Origin of the sequence: Pseudomonas sp. KBN12P06040 (assembly GCF_037574965.1) — a bacterium.
Taxonomy (GTDB): Bacteria; Pseudomonadota; Gammaproteobacteria; order Pseudomonadales; family Pseudomonadaceae; genus Pseudomonas; species Pseudomonas aeruginosa.
This window is the reverse complement of record NZ_JBBELS010000001.1, coordinates 2,538,079-2,557,480: the sequence shown is the minus strand read 5'-3', so window position 1 is coordinate 2,557,480 and position 19,402 is coordinate 2,538,079. Positions and strand designations below refer to the sequence as shown.

Sequence of the window (19,402 nt, the reverse complement as noted above, 5' to 3'; positions counted from 1 at the left end):
CCGCGTCTTCAGCCGTCGTCGTCGCGCGTCGCCGGGGAACGCTCGAAACGAGCGTTGAACGCCTCGACGAACGCGTTGCGGAGAATCCCGAGGAACGCCTGGAACGCGCTGACGTCCCGCTGGTGGATATTACCGCTCAGGCTCACACGGGTTGCGAACTGGTCTTTGCGCTGGTTCTTCAGCACCGTCTCGCCACCGCCGACCAGCGCCTCCCACACCGAGCGGAACAGGTTCTTGTCGCCATCCTCCACGTCCTGCCGCCAGTTGAACACGTCCACGTCGCGCAGCAGCGGCTTGATGTAGCCATCCAACTGGCCGCGCTTAGCCTGGGCCTCCAGCACCAGGTCGCCGGTGCCGGCATTGAAGTCGAACTTGCCATAGGCGCTGGCGAAGTCGTTGAGCCGCTTCAGCTCGACCCGGGTGACCCGCAGGCGCAGGTCGAAGTCCTCGAAGTCGCTCAGCGGGTCGAAATGCGCCGCCACTTCCAGCGGCGCCTGGCCGAGTATCCGCGCCGTGCCTTCGAGACGCGCCGGCCACTCGCCCCGGGCGTCGGCCACGTTGGTCAGGTTATAGATGCTGGCGTTGAGCGCCGAGGCGTGCAGGTTCACCGGCGGCTTCGAAGTGAAGTTGCGGAAACGCAGGGTGCCGTCCACCACCCGCACCTCGTTGAGGGTGATCGGCAGCAGCTTGTCCAGTTGCTCGCGCCAGTCGGTGCCGGCACCGGTCTGCGAGGCGTCGCGGTCGCCGCCGGCATCGACGAAGTTGAGCTGCGGACGCTCGAAGACCACCCGCGCCACTACTGCGTGATCATCCCAGAGCGCCTGCCAGCTCACCGACAGGTCGATGCTCGGCGCGTCGAGGAACGGCACCGGCACCTTGCCGTTGTCCTTGACGATGCTCAGCCCGTCGATCCGATACGCGCCGCGCCAGAGCGCCAGGTCGACGTCGGCGATGTGCCCACGGTAGTCGCCCATGTCGGCCAGCTTGCCGTTCAGGTAGTCGCGCACCAGGTACGGCAGCGCCAGGTGCAGCGCCAGCAACAACAGAAGCAGCGCCGCCAGGCTGCCCAGGGGAATGGCATAGCGTTTCTTCATCGGTACGGCCCTCCTGGACAGTGGACACGCGCGGCGCGCCGCTGGTTCGAACGCGTCTGGACGCGCGGGCGGGGGCGGAATAGGCTGATTGATCTTTCTCCATGCGACAAGGACACCATCATGAGCCGCATCTTCGCAGACAACGCGCAGTCCATCGGCAACACGCCGCTGGTCCAGATCAACCGCATCGCCCCGCGCGGCGTCACCATCCTGGCCAAGATCGAAGGGCGCAACCCCGGCTATTCGGTGAAGTGCCGGATCGGCGCGAACATGATCTGGGATGCCGAAGCCAGCGGCAGACTGAAGTCCGGCATGACCCTGGTCGAGCCGACCTCCGGCAACACCGGCATCGGCCTCGCCTTCGTCGCCGCCGCACGCGGCTACAAACTGATCCTGACCATGCCGGCGTCGATGAGCCTGGAGCGACGCAAGGTGCTCAAGGCGCTGGGCGCGGAGCTGGTCCTGACCGAACCGGCGAAGGGCATGAAGGGTGCGATCCAGAAGGCCGAGGAACTGGTCGCGGGGGATCCCGGGAAGTACTTCATGCCGCAGCAGTTCGACAACCCGGCCAACCCGGCGATCCATGAGAAGACCACCGGCCCGGAGATCTGGAACGATACCGAGGGCGCGGTGGACGTGCTGGTCTCCGGGGTCGGCACCGGCGGCACCCTCACCGGCGTCTCGCGCTACATCAAGAACACCCGGGGCAAGCCGATCCTCGCCGTGGCGGTGGAGCCGGTGACCTCGCCGGTGATCAGCCAGACCCTCGCCGGCGAGGAGGTCAAGCCCGCCCCGCACAAGATCCAGGGCATCGGCGCCGGCTTCGTGCCGAAGAACCTCGACCTGTCGTTGGTCGACCGGGTCGAGAAGATCGGCGACGACGAAGCGAAGAACATGGCGCTGCGCCTGATGCAGGAAGAAGGCATCCTCTGCGGCATCTCCTCCGGCGCGGCGATGGCCGCCGCGGTGCGCCTGGCCGAGGAGCCGAACATGCAGGGCAAGACCATCGTGGTGATCCTCCCCGATTCCGGCGAGCGCTATCTTTCGAGCATGCTCTTCGACGGCCTGTTCAGCGAACAGGAACTGACCCAGTAACCACCGACCCGCGGCGCCGCAGCGAACCGGCGCCGCCTTGCGCCAGGCGTATCGAATCATGCTGGAAACCTCGCTCTTCGTAGCCACCCTCGCCACCCTGGGCATGCTCTCGCCCGGCCCGGACTTCTTCCTGATCATCCGCAACGCGGCGCGCTACCAGCGCTCGGCGGCGATGATGACCTCGCTGGGGGTGATCCTCGGCGTGGCCACCCACATGGCCTACTGCGTCGCCGGCCTGGCGGTGCTGATCACCACCACGCCGTGGCTGTTCAACGCGCTGAAGTACACCGGCGCGGTCTACCTGATCTGGATCGGCATCCAGGCCCTGCGCTCGCGCGGCGGCGGCACGCTCGACCTGGCGGTCGGCGGCGTGCAGCGCGTCGGCCACTGGAGCGCCTTCCTCCAGGGCTACCTCTGCAACCTGCTCAACCCCAAGGCCACGCTGTTCTTCCTCGCCGTGTTCACCCAGGTGCTGAGCCTGGACTCCAGCTTCGCCGAGAAGCTCTGGTACGCCGGCATCATCGTCGGCCTCGCCGCACTCTGGTGGCCGCTGCTGGTGGTGCTGATCCAGAGCGCGGTGGTGCGCCGTGGCCTGGCCAGGGCCCAGGGGGTGGTGGACAAGCTGCTCGGCGGCCTGCTGATCGCCCTCGGGGTCAAGGTCGCCCTGAGTTGAGGCAGGCGGGCGGAGCGACGCCCCGCTGCGGTGCCGGCGCCTGTCTGCGGGCCCGCAGGTAAAAGCCGCCCCTTTCCTCGCTTCCAGCAACGCGGGATAAAACCCGGGTGCCGGCCAGCGTTGCCGGCGCCCCCTGAGCGCCGGCGGCGAACCAGTCCGTCGCCGACGCTGTCGTCAGCCGACAGGACACCTACAACAATGAAGACCCGCATCGCTTCCCTCACCCTCCTCGCCCTCGCTTGCGGCAGCGGCGCAACCCTCGCCGCGGACAACCTGAAGATCTACAACTGGTCCGAATACATCGCTCCCGAAACCGTGGCGAACTTCGCCAAGGAAACCGGCATCCAGGCCACCTACGACGTCTACGACAGCAACGAGACCCTCGACGGCAAGCTGATGACCGGCCAATCCGGCTACGACGTGGTATTCCCGTCGAACCACTTCATGGCCAAGCAGATCCAGGCCGGCGCCCTGAAGAAGCTGGACAAGTCCCAGCTGCCCAACTGGAAGAACCTCAACCCGGTGCTGCTCAAGGCCCTGGAGGTCAACGATCCGGGCAACCAGTACGGCTTCCCCTACCTCTGGGGCACCACCGGCATCGGCTACAACCCGGCGAAGATCAAGGCGGTGCTCGGCGACGACGCGCCGCTGGACTCCTGGGATATCTTCTTCAAGCCCGAATACATGCAGAAACTGAGCAAGTGCGGGGTGGCGGTGCTGGACAACGGCCCCGAGCTGCTGCCCATCACCCTCAACTACCTCGGCCTGCCACACCACAGCCAGAAGGCCGACGACTACAAGCAGGCCCAGGCGGCGTTGCTGAAGGTGCGCCCGTACATCCGCTACTTCCACTCCTCGAAGTACGTCAGCGACCTGGCCAACGGCGAGATCTGCATGGTGGTCGGTTTCTCCGGCGACATCCTGCAGGCCGCGACCCGCGCCAAGGAGGCCAACAACGGCGTGGAAGTGCGCTACTCGACGCCGAAGGAAGGCTCGCCGCTGTGGTTCGACATGGTCTCGATGCCGGTCGACGCGCCCGACGAGAAGGCCGGCTACGCCTTCATGAACTACCTGCTGCGTCCCGAGGTGATGGCGGCGATCAGCAACCATGTGCACTACGCCAACGGCAACCTGGCCGCCGACCCGCTGGTGGACGCCGAGATCAAGACCGACCCGGCGATCTACCCGCCGCAGGAGAAGATGGCCAAGCTGTTCGCCCTCGAGTCCATGCCGCAGAAGATCGACCGCGTGCGCACGCGCACCTGGAACACGGTGAAGACCGGCAAGTGAAGCCCGGCGCCGGCCCGGTTTGTCGCCGGGCTGGCGTTTTAGCGCAAGGCTCGCCCACAGGCTCGTCAAATCCCGGACGGCCCGCTATAGTCCCTCTCGTTGTCTTCATCGACCGGATAGCCTCCATGAACCAGCGCTCGCACAGCTCGCTCCCCGCCCTTCCGGTAGCCACCGGCGAGGTCGGCGCGCTCCAGCCGTGCGCCAGCCTGGGCTGCGTTTCCCCTCCTGTAGTCGCCTCGCCTCCGCCTCCCCCTCCCGGTTCGGCCGCCTGCCCGCCGCCGGGCGTCAGTCCCTGACGAGCGCGGTAGCGCCCCAACGCTCTTCCACAGCCCGCCGCAAGCAGCGCCATCCGCTGCCGAGGCGTGCCGTCCGCCGCCGGCCCGAGCCCGCGGCATGCCCGACTACAAGGTGGCAGATCCATGTTTGCACTGAACAAATCCGCGCTGGCCGGCCTGGCCAGCACCAGCCTCTTCGTCCTGCTCTGGAGCAGTGGCGCCATCGCCTCGAAATGGGGCCTGGCGCATTCCTCGCCGTTCGCCTTCCTGGTGTTCCGCTTCGGCATCGCCCTCGCCTGCCTGCTGCCGCTCGCCCCGCTGCTCAGGCTGCGCGCGCCGCGCAGCGCGCGTGAGCGCGGCAAGGCCCTGCTCACCGGCCTGGTGATGCTGGGGATCTATCCGATCTTCTATATCTTCTCGCTGAAGCTGCAGGTCACTCCCGGCATGATGGCGACCATCCTCGGCGTGCAACCGATCCTCACCGCCGTCATCCTCGAACGCCGGCAGTCGCCGGCGCGCCTGTTCGGCCTGCTGCTGGGCCTGGCCGGCCTGGTGCTGGTGGTCTACCAGGGCATCGGCCTGGCCGGGATGTCCACGGCCGGCATCCTCTGCGCACTGCTGGCGCTGGCTGGCGTCACCGGCGGCTCGATCATGCAGAAGGGCATCCGCGAGAACCCGCTGGGCACCCTGCCCCTGCAGTACCTCGCCGGTCTCGGCCTGTGCCTGGCGTTCGTGCCCTTCCAGCCGTTCGAGTTCGAATGGAACGCCGGCTTCCTGGTTCCCGCGCTGTGGATGGGCGTCGTGGTCTCGGTGGGCGCGACCCTGCTGCTCTACCGGCTGATCGCCCAGGGCAACCTGGTCAACGTCACCAGCCTGTTCTACCTGGTGCCGGCGGTGACCGCGATCATGGACTTCATGGTCTTCGGCAACCGCCTCGGCTGGCTCAGCCTGCTGGGCATGGGGCTGATCGTGGTGGGGCTGATGTTCGTCTTCCGCAAGGCCGGCTGAGCGAACCGAGCGGGTCGCGGCCCGCCCTTGGCAGAGCGCGCGCGGATTCAGTTCTGCGCGAGCTTGCCAGCCATCGCCGCGAACCCCGGCCCCGGCACCGCCGTCACATCGCGCGACCCCACCGGCTCGCCGCACTCCGGGCAAGCCATGGTCGGCCGGAACTTGTGGCCACAGGCCTTGTGCACGTACTCCACCGGAGCGCCGCGGCCCTCGTCGAGCCAGCGGTCGCCCCAGTTGGCCAGGGCCAGCAGCACCGGATGCAGGTCGTGGCCCATCTCGGTGAGGCGGTACTCGTAGCGCGGCGGTCGCTCCTGGTAAGGCACCTTCTTCAGCGCGCCCGCCTCCACCAGCCGGCTCAGGCGGTCGGCCAGTACCTGGCGGGTGACCCCGAGGCTGGCCTGGAACTCATCGAAGCGGCGCATGCCGAGAAAGCAGTTGCGCAGGATCAGCAGCGTCCAGCGGTCGCCGAGGATCGCCAGGCTGCGCGCCATCGAACAGGGCGTTTCGCCGACTTCTTGCCATTTCATGGGGTTCTCCCGGAAAAACCTCCGTCCATTCTAGGGGGCCGCTTCGGAGCTTGACCAGTTCCAAATTGGAACTTAGTATCCGGCCGAAAAGGTCATGGACCCGGCGCGCTCCTGGCAGGATCGGACAAACCAGCACTACGGACGGGTCCCATATCAGCGCCCGCATAGTAAGTTCCGATTCGGAACTGTAGAAGCGTCGAGCATGAGAGGGAAAGGCCGATACGACGGGGTTCCGTGTGCCGCCCGCGCGTCGTCCTTGCAGCACAGCGTCAGGCAGTCCCGAAAGAACGAAGCCCGCACGGCTGGGGTGCGCCCCAGGTTGCGCCGGCAACGACAACAACGAGGAACACACCGTGACTACGCCGTCCCCGCAATGGAAGAAGACCGCCTGTATCCTCTGCAGCCTCAACTGCGGGCTGGAAGTGCAGACCGAGAATGGCCGCATCAGCAAGATCCGCGGCGATGACGACCACCCCGCCTCGCAGGGCTACGTCTGCGAGAAATCGCAGCGCATGGACTACTACCAGAACGGCGCCGACCGCCTGGACACGCCGATGCGCCGGCGCCCCGATGGCAGCTATGAAGCCATCGACTGGGACACGGCGATCCGCGAGGTGGCGGAGAAATTCCTCGCCATCAAGCGCAGGCATGGCGGCGAAAGCATCCTCTACTACGGCGGCGGCGCGCAGGGCAACCACCTCGGCGGCGCCTACGGCGACAGCACGCTGAAGGCCCTCGGGGTGAAGTACCGCTCCAACGCCCTGGCCCAGGAAAAGACCGGCGAGTTCTGGGTCCAGGGCAAGATGTTCGGTACCGGCGTGCACGGCGACTTCGAGCATTGCGAGGTGGCCATCCTGATCGGCAAGAATCCCTGGCAATCCCATGGTTTCGCCCGCGCCCGCGTGCTGCTCAACGCCATGGCCAAGGACCCCGCGCGCTCGATCATCGTGATCGACCCGCGCCTGAGCGAAACCGCCGCCCTGGCCGACTTCCACCTGCAGATCCGTCCGGGCACCGACGCCTGGTGCCTGGCGGCGCTGGTCGGGATCATCGTCCAGGACGGGCTGCTGGCGCGCGACTGGCTGGCCGAGCACACCAGCGGCTACGAGCACATCGTCGACGAACTGAACGCCATCCCGGTGGCCTACTGCGCCGAGACCTGCGGGGTGGCGGAAGACAAGCTGCGCGCCACCGCCCGGCGGATCGCCAGCGCCAGCAGCGTATCGGCGCTGGAAGACCTGGGCATGCAGATGAACCTGCACTCGACCCTCGGCAGCTACCTGCAACGCCTGGTCTGGTTGCTCACCGGCCATTACGGGCGCCCCGGCACCAGCAACGCCTTCGTGCCCTTCCTCTCGCTGTCCAAGGCGAGCAAGGGCGATACCTCGATGGGCAAGAAGGGCGCGCCACGCGTCGAGAAGCGCAGCCCGGTGGCCAATGCCAAGATCATCATCGGCCTGATTCCCTGCAACGTGATTCCAGAGGAAATCCTCACCGACCATCCCAAGCGCTATCGCGCCATGCTGGTGGAGACCGGCAACCCGCTGCATTCGCTGGCCGATAGCCAGCGCATGCGCGAAGCCATGCGCGCCCTGGAGCTGTCGGTGGTGATCGACGTGGCCATGACCGAGACCGCGCGCCACGCCGACTACGTGCTGCCGGCGGCGAGCCAGTTCGAAAAGGCCGAGGCGACCTTCTTCAACCTGGAATTCCCGCGCAACGCCTTCCATCTGCGCGCGCCGCTGTTCCCGGCGCGCCCCGGCACCCTGCCGGAAGCGGAGATCCACGCCCGCCTGCTGGAAGCCATGGGGGTGCTCGGCGAGAAAGACTACCGGCCGTTGCGCCTGGTCCTGAAGCTCGGGCGCAAGGCGTTCTCGGCGGCTTTCCTCGCCGCCGCGGCGACCCGCCCCAAGGTCATGAAATACGCGCCGGTCCTGCTCTACCGTACCCTCGGCCCGACCCTGCCCGCCGGCATGGAAGCGGCCGCGGCGATCTGGGGCATCTGCCAACTGCACGTGCTGAACAACCGCAAGACCGCTGCCCGCGCCGGCTTCGACGGGTTGCCGCCGCTGGCCGCCGACCGCCTGTTCCAGGCCATGCTCGACAACCCGTCCGGGGTGGTCTTCGCCGAAACCACCTACGCCGAAAGCTGGCAGGCCGTCGCCCGTCCCGAACAGCGGATCAACCTGCACATTCCCGAACTGTTGCCGGAACTGGCCAAGCTCGCCCACAGCGCGCCACCCCACGATCCGGCCTACCCGTTCATCCTCGCCGCCGGCGAGCGACGCAGCGACACCAGCAATACCGCCGTGCGCGACACCGGCTGGCACCGCCGCGGGCGCTACGGCACCCTGCGCATCAGCCCGCAGGACGCCGAGGCGCTGGGCTGCGCCGACGGTGAGGTGCTGCGCGTGGTGACCCGCCGCGGCGACGTCGAGGCGGAAGTGGAGATCAGCGACATGATGCAGCCGGGCAATATCTCCCTGCCCAACGGCCAGGGCCTGGACTACCGCAACGCCGAGGGCGAGGTGGTGCGCCGGGGCGTGGCGCCCAACGAGGTGACCGACTGCACCCAGCGCGACTTCCTCGCCGGCACGCCCTGGCACAAGTACGTGCCGGCGCGCCTGGAACGGCTGGCGACGCCCGCCTCTACTACGAACGCCTGAGCCAGGGAGGACGATCATGACCTTCGTCGTGCTGGAAGAATGCATCCGCTGCAAACACACCGACTGCGTGGAAGTCTGTCCCGTGGACTGCTTCTACGAAGGCCCCAACTTCCTCGTCATCCACCCCGATGAATGCATCGACTGCGCGCTCTGCGAGCCGGAATGCCCGGTCGCCGCGATTCGCGCCGAGGACGAGGTGCCGCTCGGGCAACGGCAGTTCATCGCCCTCAATGGCGAACTCGCCGCGCATCCCAACTGGACGCAGATCACCCGCAAGAAGCCGGCGCCCGACGACCACGACGCCTGGTTCGGCCTGCCGGGCAAGCTGGCCGAACTCGACCGCAACGGCGCCTGAGGCGCTGACGGTGCTCAGGCTTCGGCGCGCGAACGCATGAGCCGCCGGTAACGGCGGGTCTGCAGGAGCGTGCCGGCCTGCTGCGCGAGCAGCGCGCACAGCGGCGACACCCGTGGGTTGGTCGCCCTGCCCCGGCTCAGCTTGCGCAGCTGGAACTTCACCGCGGCCATGTTCGCCAGCGAGGCCAGGGGTTTGTTCTTCCAGGTTATCGGCCGCAACTGCGGCGCCGAGTCCTTGCCGGCGCGCCAGTCGCGCGGCAGGTTCGGCTCGATGGCCAGCGCCGTGCCGATGCCGACCATGTCCACCCCGCTGGCCAGCACCTGCTCGGCCACCGGCCGCCGGCGGATGCCGCCCGTGACCATTACCGGCATCCGCGCCGCCGCGCGGATGTCGCGGGCGAACTCGACGAAGTAGGCCTCGCGGGCCAGGGTCCGCCCATCGCGTGCTTCGCCCTGCATGGCCGGCGCCTCGTAGCTGCCGCCCGACAGCTCGACCAGGTCGACGCCCAGCCCATCGAGCATCCGTACCACCTCGCGGGCATCGTCGGCGCTGAAACCACCGCGTTGGAAGTCGGCGGAATTCAGCTTCACCGCCACCGCGAAGCCAGGGGCAACCTCGGCGCGCACCGCCCGGACGATCTCCAGTAGCAGGCGCGCGCGATTCTCCAGGGAGCCGCCCCAGGCGTCGCTGCGGCGGTTGCTCAGCGGCGAGAGGAACTGGCTGAGCAGGTAACCATGGGCGGCATGGATCTCCACCCCGCTGAAGCCGGCCCGCTCGGCCAGGCCGGCGCTGCGGGCGAACCGCTGGATCACCTCGGCGATCATCGCCTCGTCCATCGCCTTCGGCGTAGCGAAGTGCCTGGACATCCCGCCCAGTTCCAGCGGCACCGCCGAGGGCGCCCAGGCCTGCTGGCCGAGATTGGCCTGCATCTGCCGGCCGGGATGGTTGATCTGCAACCAGAACTGCGCGCCGGCGGAACGCCCGATGCGCGCCCAGCGGCGGAACTTCTCCAGTTGCGCGTCGTCTTCCAGGACCACCCCGCCGGGGCCGGTCATGGCACGGCTGTCGACCATCACATTACCGCTGATCAGCAGCCCGGCGCCGCCGTCGGCCCAGGCCTGGTAGAGGCGCATCAGGCGTTCGGAGGGGGCCTGCGCGGCATCGGCCATGTTCTCCTCCATGGCGGCCTTGGCGAGGCGATTGGGAATGGTCGAGCCGTTGGGAAGCGTCAGCGTATCGAACAGGTTCATGGGCCTACCTCATGAGGACAGTGGCCCGACGATAAGATTGAAGTCGACTTCAAGGTCAACGCTTTTTTGCCGCGCCGCCCGGGCCCCGACCAGGTGCCGGGAGCGCGCCCCGGCACCCGGCGCGCTCAGCCGCGGATGAAGGCCAGCAGGTCGGCGTTGATCACCTCGGCCTGGGTGGTCGGCATGCCGTGCGGGAACCCCGGATAGGTCTTCAGCGTGCCGTTGCGCAGCAGCTTCGCCGAGAGTACGCCGGAATTCTCGTAGGGCACGATCTGGTCGTCGTCGCCATGCATCACCAGCACCGGGATGTCGATGCGCTTCAGGTCATCGCTGAAGTCGGTCTGGGAAAAGGCCACGATCCCGTCGTAGTGGGCCTTGGCGCCGCCCATCATGCCCTGCCGCCACCAGTTGCGGACGATCCCTTCCGAGGGCTGCGCCCCGGGACGGTTGTAGCCATAGAACGGGCCGGCGGGAATGTCCTGGTAGAACTGCGCGCGATTGGCCGCGAGCTGCGCCTGGAGATCGTCGAAGACGCTCTTCGGCAGGCCGCCCGGATTGCCCTCGGTCTTCACCATCAGCGGCGGCACCGCGCTGATGATCGCCGCCTTCGGCACCGGGTCGTCGGGATAGCGGGCGATGTAGTGGACGACCTCGCCGCCGCCGGTGGAATGGCCGACATGGATCGCCCCGCGCACCCCGAGGCGCTCGACCACCGCCGCCACGTCGTCGGCGTAGTGGTCCATGTCATGGCCGTCCCAGACCTGGCTGGAGCGACCGTGGCCACGGCGGTCGTGGGCCACTACGCGAAAGCCCTCGGCGAGGAAGAACAGCATCTGCGCATCCCAGTCGTCGGAACTCAGTGGCCAGCCATGATGGAAGTAGATCACCTGGGCGTCGCGCGGCCCCCAGTCCTTGTAGAAGAGTTCGACGCCATCCTTCGTTGTCACGTAACCCATGTCGCTTCTCCCGATCGGTGTGGATGCAGGCAACGGCGCCACCCTGCGGCCGCCGTACCCCTGTGTAGAGTAGAAAGCCGCCTGCGTTGCGCCGCCTGGACGAGGAAAACGCGACCGGCGGTAGCGCCCATGCGGCCTGGCGAACCCGTCGATGGAGGCGAGTTCGTCGCCCGGCCGTGAAACCACCCTAGGCTTGAAGTAGGCTTGAAGGTCAACGCGTTTCGAGGTGTGACATGAAAATCGGCGAACTGGCCAAGCTCACCGGCCTGGCGACATCGCGCATCCGCTTCTATGAGGCCAGCGGCCTGATCCGCTCGCAGCGCAAGGCCAACGGCTACCGCGACTACGCGGCAGATACCGTGTGGATCCTGGAGTTGGTCACCGGCGCCCAGGGCGCCGGCTTCTCCCTGGAGGAGATCGCTCGCCTGCTGCCGAGCGGCGACGGCGCCTGGCAGCACGGCGAGCTGCTCGAAGGCTTGCGCCGCAAGGTGGCCGAGATCGAGGCCCTGCAACGACGCCTGGAACAGAACAAGGCACAATTGCTGGTGGCCATCGAAAGCATCGAGAACAAGCCGGACGGTCTGCAGTGCACGGAAAACACCCAGCGCGTGCTGGAGCGCCTGCGCGAGGAAGGCCCTCCGCAGACGGTCGGGCGTCCACGGCAAACCCGCTCGCGGGGGGCCTCTTCCACGCCGGCGGAGCAGCGGCTTTCCGACGCTTGACCTTGAAGTCGACTTGAATCTTAGAGTGACGCCAACCCACCCGGACAGCCTGCCGAAACCGGCTGCCGAAGGGATCACTCACCGAGGAAGGTCAACGCAATGACCAAGCGCATCCTGCACGTCGTCACCAACGTCGCCCACTATGCCGATCCGACCCAGCCCACCGGGCTGTGGCTGTCGGAGTTGACCCATGCCTACGAGATCTTCGCCGCCCGGGGCTACCAGCAACGCCTGGTCAGCCCCCGCGGCGGCGAGTCGCCGCTGGAGCCGCGCGCCCTCGGCTGGCCCCACGCCGACGCCAGCGCCAAGGCCTGGCTGGTCGACGAGGCGCGCCTGGCGCTGCTGGCCGACACCGCCGCTCCCGAGCAGGTCGACGCGGAGGCCTTCGACGCCATCTATTTCACCGGCGGCCACGGCGTGATGTGGGACTTCCCCGACGACGCCGGGCTGCAGCGCCTGACCCGCGAGATCTACCAGCGCGGCGGCATCGTCTCATCGGTCTGCCATGGCTATTGCGGCCTGCTCAACACACGCCTGGACGATGGCCGCCTGCTGGTCGCCGGGCGCCGCCTCACCGGCTACTCCTGGATCGAGGAAGTGCTCGCCGGGGTCGCCCGCAAGGTGCCGTACAACGTCGAGGAAGAAATGAAACGACGCGGCGCGCTCTACGAAAGAAGCCTGCTGCCGTTCACCAGCAAGGTGGTGGTCGACGGCCGCCTGGTCACCGGGCAGAACCCGCAGTCGGCCAAGGCCACGGCCGAGCAGGTGGCCGCCCTGCTCGGCTGAACGCGGCGTGTCAGTCCTGCGCGCGCCTCATCTGGAAGTCGTGGCGCCGCTTGCCGATGAAGAACGACATCTGCATCGTGCCGTCGGCCAGGGGCCGCAGGATCGTCGCAGTGCTGGTCGTGTGGTAGGGGTCGAACTCGTCGAAGGGCGACCTGACAGGAATGGAGCCGCCATCGACGCCTTGCGGGCTGCGCGACGCGGCGGCCTACGCCAGCGGCTTGAGCATGAGGAAGTTGCGCACGCTGTAGTAACCCTGCGAATCCTGCCAGTCGAGAGCGGCCAGGTTCTGCATGCCGGCCTCCCACGGCTGGTTGTCGAACAGCGCCTCCACCGTGCGCTGGTTGCCGAAGGCACAGAAGAAATGCCGGAACCAGTGCAGGCGCGCGTCCAGCGGCTCGGCGCGAATCGCCCGCTCGATGCTCGGGAACAGCCCGGCCGGCAGCGGCGGCGCCTTGCCCTCGGCGCCGCGCAGGCCGAGGTTGCCGATATGCACCTCGAAACGCCGCTCGCCGATCTCCCAGGTCTCCACCATCACCTGGTCCTCCTCGGCCTGGCCCCAGAGCGCGGAAAGCAGCACGTGGAAAGAGTTGGAGGCGAAGTTACGCAACGCGTCCTGCAAGCCGTCCTCGCCGCTGCCGATGCCGGCGAAGGCTTCCTGCAACTGGCGCTCGTCCTCCAGCAGCACATCGACGTCCAGCCGCCCGGTCTTCTCCCCCGCATACCAGGTGGCGCGGATCGCCGGTAGCCGCCCGGCTGGCGCCACCCATTCGCCGTGCACGACGCACTCGATCCGGTGGGATTCGAACAGAGCAGCCAGATGCTGCGAGACGGAGACCGCTTCCATGGGTTGTCCTTGCATGGTCGAGGGCGCGCCGCCGAGGCGCTGCCCGGAAAGCCCGGCGAGGCCGGGCGAAACGCGGCATAGGGTAGCGCAGATCGGAATCCTCGGCGCCGCCAGCTTCGTCACGCTGGCGCAGCGACAGCCAAGAGCCCTCCTGCCGTCGCTGCTGCGAGCGGGGCCTCGTCCACCTGGCCGGTCTGGCGCAGGCGTGGGACAGGTCGGGCCGAAGCCCCCTCCCAGGCCCTGGCCGAGAACTCGGGCGCATAGGCAGGGAAACGCATCGGTAACGATGAGCCGGACGTAGTGCGCAGGAACCCGGAAGGGAATGCGACATCAGATTTTCCTGTTTGGCAACGTCCGCGGCTGCTTCATGTGTTGGCCGAACAAGAATGACCATCGGCAAGCCCGCGACGTTGTTCTGCGTCTGTCCTTCAGACCGACTCGACGGTGACCCAGTAACGCGTCAGGTAGCGCACGCGCACGGGCAGCGACTTGCCCAGGTTCTGCAGGACCGCGTCGATCCGGTCCAGGCGGTAGGCGCCGGAAAGGCGCAGCTCCGCCACCTCGGCGGCGCAGCGCAACACCCCGGTGCGATAGCGGGACAGCTCGGCGATGAACTCGCCCAGCGGCCAGTCCACCACCGTCAGCACGCCCTGCGTCCAACTGCCTTCGCCTTCGCGCAAGGGCGTCGACGAGTAGCCGCGTCGCTCGTCGAAGAGAGCCTGCTGGCCGGCTGGCAGGCGCATCGGCCGGGTCGGCGTTTGCAACGGGCGTAGCTCCACTGCATGGCTGAGGACACAAACGCGCGTGCGCGGCCCCTCGCAACGCACGCTGAAACGGGTTCCCAGCGCGCGCACGCTGCCTTGTGCGGTGTGCACGAGGAACGGGCGAGCGCTCTGCGCGCTTTCCACGAGGATCTCGCCCCGCCACAGGTACGCCTGGCGCAGGCTTTCGTCGTAGGCCAGGTCCAGCGCGGTGGCGCTGCTCAGGTCGACCCGGGTACCGTCCGCCAGGCGCAGTTGGCGGCGTTCGCCGACGCCCGTGCGCTCCCCGGCGAGGAGCGCACGGTAAGACAGGCCGCCGCTCGCCAGCCAGCCGCTACCCGCGGCGCAGGCCAGCAGGGCGAGCGTCTTGAGCAGCGCTCGGCGCCGCGCACGCACGCCTGCCAGCGTGTGCAGGGAGGTCTCCACCGGCAGCACCGCCCATTGGCCCTGCAAGCGCTCGATACGCTCCCAGGCCCGACGGTGTCGCGGGTCGGCCTCCAGCCATTCGCGCCAGGCCTGGCGCTCGCCATCGTTCGGCGGTTCCGCGCCGAAGCGCACGTACCAGGTGGCGGCGGCCTCCAGCACCTCGATCTCCAGTTCCATGGTCAGTCCTTGCAGAGCAACAGGCAGCGGGTCATGGCGCGAACCATGTGGTTCTCCACGGCGGTCATCGAGACGCCCAGGCGCTCGCCGGCCGACCTGTAGGTAAGCCCTTCGAGCTGTACCGCGAGGAACACCTGGCGGGTACGCTCGCCCATGCCGTCGAGGGCGAGGTCGATGGCAGTCAGGGTCTCCAGGATCGACAGTCGCGTTTGCGCTGGAATGTCCAGCGGCTCCGGCCGCGCGGCCAGGCTGTCCAGATAGGCCTGCTCGGTGGCGCAGCGGCGGAAGCTGTCGCTCATCAGCGCCCGGACGCTCGCGCTCAGGTAGCAGCGCGGTTCGCGGAGGGCCTCGGCGCTACGCGAGGCGAACACGCGCACGAAGGTGCCGTGGGCGAAATCGGCGGCATCCTGGGCATTGCCCAGGCACAGGCGAAGCCATTGCCGGAGCCGGCTTCCATGCTCGACGCGGGGTTTGCCTATCGAGGCCGTCGGGCACGCTGGCCGTTCTTCTTGCGGTGGATGGGGGCTGGCGGGAGGGAGCATGGCAGTTCACGACACTTATGATAATGAGTCTCATTCTATTTACGCCCGAAGCGGAACTGCAACTGCGCATGCGATCGCCCGGCAGCGCCACCGTTCGGCGCCCAGCACGGCTCGAAACGCCCGCAGGTCTAGACTTCCACGGTCGCCCCCGCCCATGGAGACCCAGCCATGATCAGCAAGAACACCATCTGCCTCTGGTACGACAGTGCCGCCCTGGAGGCCGCGACCTTCTACGCCGAGACATTTCCTGACAGCGCCGTGCTGGCTGTCCATCGTGCGCCCGGCGACTACCCTTCCGGCAAGGAGGGTGACGTGCTGACGGTGGAGTTCCGGGTGATGGGCATTCCCTGCCTCGGCCTCAACGGCGGCCCGGCCTTCCGCCACAGCGAAGCGTTCTCCTTCCAGGTCGCCACCGACGACCAGGCCGAGACCGACCGCCTGTGGAACGCCATCGTCGACAATGGCGGCGAGGAAAGCGCCTGCGGCTGGTGCCGCGACAAATGGGGCATCTCCTGGCAGATCACCCCGCGCGTTCTCAGCGAAGCCATCGCCAGCCCCGACCGCGCGGCGGCCAGGCGCGCCTTCGAGGCGATGATGACGATGGGCAGGATCGATATCGCCACCATAGAGAAGGCCTTCAAGGGCTGAGCGCCCCAACGCCTTGCAGAGGAGTACCGAAATGGATCGATTCACCGGCGGCTGCCTCTGCGGCAAGGTCCGCCTGGTGGCGAGCGGCCAGCCCTATCGGGTCGGCCTCTGCCACTGCCTCGACTGCCGCAAGCACCACGGCGCGTTGTTCCACGCTTCGGCGATCTTCCCCGAGGAGGCGGTGAGCATCGAGGGCGAGACCCGCGACTACGCCGGGCGTTTCTTCTGTCCGCAGTGCGGCTCGTCGGTGTTCTCGCGCAGCGCCGACGAGATCGAGGTCAGCCTCGGCGCCCTCGACGCTCCCGACCAGTTCCAGCCCACCTACGAACTCTGGACCATCCGCCGCGAGGGCTGGTTGCCGGCGTTTCCGCTGGCACGGCACTATGAAAGGGATCGCGAAGGCGACGGCCGTAGCGAAGAGTGACGTTATTCCGCCAGGAGAAGGGAGGCAGCATGGACGAACTGTTCGAAGAGCACCTGGAGATCGCCAAGGCGCTGTTCGCCCAGCGCTTGCCGTACTGGTGCGATGTCTTTCTGCGCCCGGCCGACCGGGCTTTCAACGCCTACCTGAATGCCCGCGGCCAGGCCTCCACCTACCTGGTGCTCGAAGGCTTCGATCCGGTCTATATTCCTCGCGGCTGCGACCTCGACGCCGTGCGCGCGACCGCCAGGGCCAGGGCGCGACTGAGAGAAGCGGGGCTGGGCGAAGACGCGCTGCCCGTACTGCTCTGAGCGCCGGCCGCCAGTATCGCGGAAGCGTCTGCTGGCAATTTCTCCCACCGCACTGTCCGCCAACGGAAGGCTACATGACCCGCCCCTACCTGCTCCGTCTCGCCGCCGGCCTGGCGCTGCTCCTGCCGGCCGCCTGCACGTCCCCTGCCCCGCCAGCACCGAACCTGACCGCGCTGTTCGCCGACGCCCTGCACTGCCGCGGCGACTTCCCCGACGGCCGCGACCGCGCAACCGCCGAGCGCCTGCGCGCCGAGGGCGTCGAAGTGCTGGATCGCGCGCCCGGCGAGACCCTCGACCTGCTCTACCGCTTCGCCACCCCGCTGCGCATCGACGGCAGCCTGGTGAACGCGGTGCGGGTACGCGGCGACAGCGGCGTGCTGGTGATGGCCTACGCCGAGGGCGACCTCGAAGACTTCGCCCGGCGCCAGGGCGCGACGCCGCACCCGGCGGAACGCGCCGCGCTGGATGGTTTCGGCGAGCTGGAGGTGCTCTACAGCCGTCCGTTGCCGCCGCGTCCCGGCCTCGACGAAAGCCCGCCGCGCCTGGTGATCGGCCGCGGGATCGAGGCGGCGGCGCAGGCGTTCCGCTGGGGCTGCCGGAGCTACGACGGTTGAGCAGGCGCTCCGCCAAGCCTGGCACCCGGAACTCGTAGCGGTTTTCGTCGCCTCCGGCGAGGTCAGGGTTGGAGACATGGCCCTCGGGGCAATATGCTGTGGCCACGACACACGCTGTGAGCGACTATCGATGCCAGGGACTGCACTGTTCGAAAAGCCACGCTGGTTGCGCGACCTCCTGCGCTTCCTGCCCCTCAAGAGCCAATTCGTCCTCTCCGGGAACATCCGCGACCTGCAAGCCTGCGAAGTGGTGCCGGGTACGGTCACCGCGCAGAGCTTCAACCAGACCCTCTGCGACGCCTTGCTGGACGCCGGCTACGCCCAGGTGCTGGCCTGGGATCCGCTGGCCGGGTTCCGCGTGCTCGGCCGGCCGGGCAGCGAGGCGGGGGCCACTCCGCAGGTGCTTCTCGACCTCGGCCTGACCCCGGTAGACGGCGCCGCGCCGGCCGGCATCGACCTGCTCGGCGCGACCCTGCAACGCCTGGTCAACCGTAGCGGCGAGCCGATCGCCCTGATCGTCGACTTCGCCTCGCGCCTGGCGGTGCGCAACGACGCCCTGAGCGCCGCCGAGCATCAGTTGTTCACCCAGGCCCTGGTGCTCTCCCACCAGGCCCGCAGCCGTCCCGCCGGGGAACAGCGCAAACCGTTCTTCAACAGCGTGCTGTGGGTGGTGGAAAAGGAAGGCGACCTGCCCGACTGGCTGCTGGTGGACAACCCGCGCCTGCGCCATATCCCGGTGTCGAAGCCCGACCAGCCGGCGCGCCGGGCCCTGGCCCCGGCGCTGCTCCGCGGGCTCGGCGGCGCGGGCGTCGCCGAGGAGGCCCTGCAACAGGCCGCCGCAACCTTCGTCGAGAACACCGAAGGCCTGCTGCTCCTCGATCTCAACGCCATCGTCCAGCTGGCGCGCGTGGAAGGCCTGGCCATGGAACGCATCGCCGACGCCGTGCGCCGCTACAAGGTCGGCGTCACCGAAGACCCCTGGCTGAAGATCGACCGCCAGCGCATCCGCCAGGCCGACGAGATCGTCCGCCGCCGGGTCAAGGGCCAGCAGCACGCGGTGACCCACATGCTGGACATCGTCAAGCGCGCGATGACCGGGGTCGGCGCCAGCCGCAAGGGCAACCGCCCGCGCGGCGTGGCCTTCCTCGCCGGGCCCACCGGGGTCGGCAAGACCGAGCTGGCGAAGACCGTCACCAGCCTGCTGTTCGGCGATGAGAGCGCCTACATCCGCTTCGACATGTCCGAGTTCAGCGCCGAGCATGCCGACCAGCGCCTGATCGGCGCGCCGCCCGGCTACGTCGGCTACGACGTCGGCGGCGAACTGACCAACGCGATCCGCGAAAAACCCTTCAGCGTGGTGCTCTTCGACGAGATCGAGAAAGCCCACCCCCGGATCCTCGACAAGTTCCTGCAGATCCTCGACGACGGCGTGCTCACCTCCGGGCGCGGCGATCGCGTGTACTTCTCCGAGGCGCTGATCGTGTTCACCTCGAACCTGGGCATCTACCGCCAGGGGGAAAACGGCGAACGGGTCGCCAACGTGCTCCCCGGCGAGCCCTTCGAGGCGGTGCAGGGCAAGGTCCACGGCGAGATCGAGCGCTACTTCAAGCTGGTTCTCAACCGCCCGGAAATCCTCAACCGGATCGGCGAGAACATCATCGTCTTCGACTTCATCCGCGCCGACGTCGCCGAGCAGATCTTCACCCAGATGGTCGACGGCACCTTCGCCGACCTCCGCGAGCAGCGCCTCGTCATCGAACTGGCCGAGGCGCCGCGCCAGGCGCTGCACGACCTCTGCCTGGGCGACCTGTCCAACGGCGGCCGCGGCATCCGCAACCAGCTCGAAGCGCGCCTGCTCAACCCGTTGTCGCGGGCGCTGTTCGACCAGGACGCGCAGCCGGGCGAGCGCTTCCTGATCAGCGCCCTGGACGCCGACGGCCTGACTCTGGAACGCCGCTGAG

At 68.1% G+C, this 19,402-nt stretch carries 20 protein-coding genes; 13 read left to right on the top strand and 7 right to left on the bottom strand.

The window, feature by feature from the left end:
• Positions 1-8: 8 nt before the first annotated feature.
• Positions 9-1,094 carry a DUF748 domain-containing protein gene (locus VQ067_RS12250; RefSeq protein ID WP_033991603.1) on the bottom strand — a complete coding sequence of 362 codons (1,086 nt, stop codon included), beginning with the start codon at positions 1,092-1,094 and terminating at the stop codon, positions 9-11.
• A gap of 120 nt (positions 1,095-1,214) precedes the next feature.
• Here VQ067_RS12250 and cysK point away from each other — a divergent pair, with 120 nt between their 5' ends.
• The 4 genes from cysK to VQ067_RS12230 all read left to right on the top strand — a co-directional run bounded on the left by cysK (position 1,215) and on the right by VQ067_RS12230 (position 5,435).
• A complete protein-coding gene (cysK, locus tag VQ067_RS12245; protein WP_003090573.1) occupies positions 1,215-2,189 on the top strand; it encodes a cysteine synthase A in 975 nt (324 codons plus the stop codon).
• 58 nt (positions 2,190-2,247) lie between these two features.
• On the top strand, positions 2,248-2,862 hold the full coding sequence (locus tag VQ067_RS12240) for a LysE family translocator (protein ID WP_003090574.1): 615 nt from the start codon (positions 2,248-2,250) through the stop codon (positions 2,860-2,862).
• A gap of 198 nt (positions 2,863-3,060) precedes the next feature.
• Positions 3,061-4,152, top strand: coding sequence for a polyamine ABC transporter substrate-binding protein (locus VQ067_RS12235; RefSeq protein WP_023091218.1), 1,092 nt, complete (start codon positions 3,061-3,063; stop codon positions 4,150-4,152).
• 419 nt (positions 4,153-4,571) lie between these two features.
• Positions 4,572-5,435, top strand: a complete 864-nt coding sequence (locus VQ067_RS12230; protein ID WP_003119465.1) for a DMT family transporter — start codon at positions 4,572-4,574, stop codon at positions 5,433-5,435.
• A gap of 47 nt (positions 5,436-5,482) precedes the next feature.
• Here the strand turns inward: VQ067_RS12230 and VQ067_RS12225 are convergent, their stop codons facing one another.
• Positions 5,483-5,962 (bottom strand): winged helix-turn-helix transcriptional regulator, encoded by a 480-nt coding sequence (locus tag VQ067_RS12225; RefSeq protein ID WP_033991601.1) that lies wholly within the window; start codon positions 5,960-5,962, stop codon positions 5,483-5,485.
• 353 nt (positions 5,963-6,315) lie between these two features.
• Between VQ067_RS12225 and VQ067_RS12220 the strand changes: the two genes are divergently transcribed.
• Together VQ067_RS12220 and fdxA are read left to right on the top strand one after the other, a co-directional pair.
• The gene (locus VQ067_RS12220; protein WP_033991599.1) at positions 6,316-8,628 is read left to right on the top strand and encodes a molybdopterin oxidoreductase family protein; all 2,313 of its coding nucleotides are present in this window, start codon (positions 6,316-6,318) and stop codon (positions 8,626-8,628) included.
• 16 nt (positions 8,629-8,644) lie between these two features.
• The gene (gene fdxA, locus VQ067_RS12215; protein WP_003090580.1) at positions 8,645-8,983 is read left to right on the top strand and encodes a ferredoxin FdxA; all 339 of its coding nucleotides are present in this window, start codon (positions 8,645-8,647) and stop codon (positions 8,981-8,983) included.
• Positions 8,984-8,997: 14 nt separating this feature from the next.
• Here the strand turns inward: fdxA and VQ067_RS12210 are convergent, their stop codons facing one another.
• Together VQ067_RS12210 and VQ067_RS12205 are read right to left on the bottom strand one after the other, a co-directional pair.
• Positions 8,998-10,233, bottom strand: coding sequence for an NADH:flavin oxidoreductase/NADH oxidase family protein (locus VQ067_RS12210; RefSeq protein WP_031639191.1), 1,236 nt, complete (start codon positions 10,231-10,233; stop codon positions 8,998-9,000).
• 125 nt (positions 10,234-10,358) lie between these two features.
• Positions 10,359-11,189 (bottom strand): alpha/beta fold hydrolase, encoded by an 831-nt coding sequence (locus VQ067_RS12205; protein WP_003101542.1) that lies wholly within the window; start codon positions 11,187-11,189, stop codon positions 10,359-10,361.
• Positions 11,190-11,422: 233 nt separating this feature from the next.
• Here VQ067_RS12205 and VQ067_RS12200 point away from each other — a divergent pair, with 233 nt between their 5' ends.
• On the top strand, positions 11,423-11,911 hold the full coding sequence (locus VQ067_RS12200) for a MerR family transcriptional regulator (protein WP_003110523.1): 489 nt from the start codon (positions 11,423-11,425) through the stop codon (positions 11,909-11,911).
• 99 nt (positions 11,912-12,010) lie between these two features.
• Complete coding sequence (locus tag VQ067_RS12195) at positions 12,011-12,697, top strand: type 1 glutamine amidotransferase domain-containing protein (RefSeq protein WP_033991597.1); 687 nt, start codon at positions 12,011-12,013, stop codon at positions 12,695-12,697.
• Between the two features lie 205 nt (positions 12,698-12,902).
• On the opposite strand, the gene VQ067_RS12190 is transcribed toward VQ067_RS12195, so the two are convergent.
• From VQ067_RS12190 to VQ067_RS12180, 3 genes are all read right to left on the bottom strand, one after another.
• Positions 12,903-13,541 carry a DUF6348 family protein gene (locus VQ067_RS12190; protein ID WP_003090593.1) on the bottom strand — a complete coding sequence of 213 codons (639 nt, stop codon included), beginning with the start codon at positions 13,539-13,541 and terminating at the stop codon, positions 12,903-12,905.
• 428 nt (positions 13,542-13,969) lie between these two features.
• A complete protein-coding gene (locus VQ067_RS12185; RefSeq protein WP_021204890.1) occupies positions 13,970-14,905 on the bottom strand; it encodes a FecR domain-containing protein in 936 nt (311 codons plus the stop codon).
• Between the two features lie 2 nt (positions 14,906-14,907).
• Complete coding sequence (locus VQ067_RS12180) at positions 14,908-15,447, bottom strand: sigma factor-like helix-turn-helix DNA-binding protein (RefSeq protein WP_023875189.1); 540 nt, start codon at positions 15,445-15,447, stop codon at positions 14,908-14,910.
• 168 nt (positions 15,448-15,615) lie between these two features.
• Between VQ067_RS12180 and VQ067_RS12175 the strand changes: the two genes are divergently transcribed.
• The 5 genes from VQ067_RS12175 to VQ067_RS12155 all read left to right on the top strand — a co-directional run bounded on the left by VQ067_RS12175 (position 15,616) and on the right by VQ067_RS12155 (position 19,401).
• A complete protein-coding gene (locus tag VQ067_RS12175) occupies positions 15,616-16,095 on the top strand; it encodes a VOC family protein (RefSeq protein WP_003090600.1) in 480 nt (159 codons plus the stop codon).
• A gap of 31 nt (positions 16,096-16,126) precedes the next feature.
• The gene (locus tag VQ067_RS12170; protein WP_003090602.1) at positions 16,127-16,519 is read left to right on the top strand and encodes a GFA family protein; all 393 of its coding nucleotides are present in this window, start codon (positions 16,127-16,129) and stop codon (positions 16,517-16,519) included.
• 29 nt (positions 16,520-16,548) lie between these two features.
• Positions 16,549-16,827, top strand: coding sequence for a hypothetical protein (locus VQ067_RS12165; RefSeq protein WP_003090604.1), 279 nt, complete (start codon positions 16,549-16,551; stop codon positions 16,825-16,827).
• Between the two features lie 74 nt (positions 16,828-16,901).
• Positions 16,902-17,441: a hypothetical protein gene (locus tag VQ067_RS12160; RefSeq protein ID WP_003099071.1), complete on the top strand. Its 540-nt coding sequence runs from the start codon at positions 16,902-16,904 to the stop codon at positions 17,439-17,441.
• 76 nt (positions 17,442-17,517) lie between these two features.
• Entirely contained in the window at positions 17,518-19,401 is a 1,884-nt protein-coding gene (locus VQ067_RS12155) for an AAA family ATPase (RefSeq protein ID WP_003131033.1), read from the top strand.
• The last annotated feature ends 1 nt before the right edge of the window (position 19,402 follow it).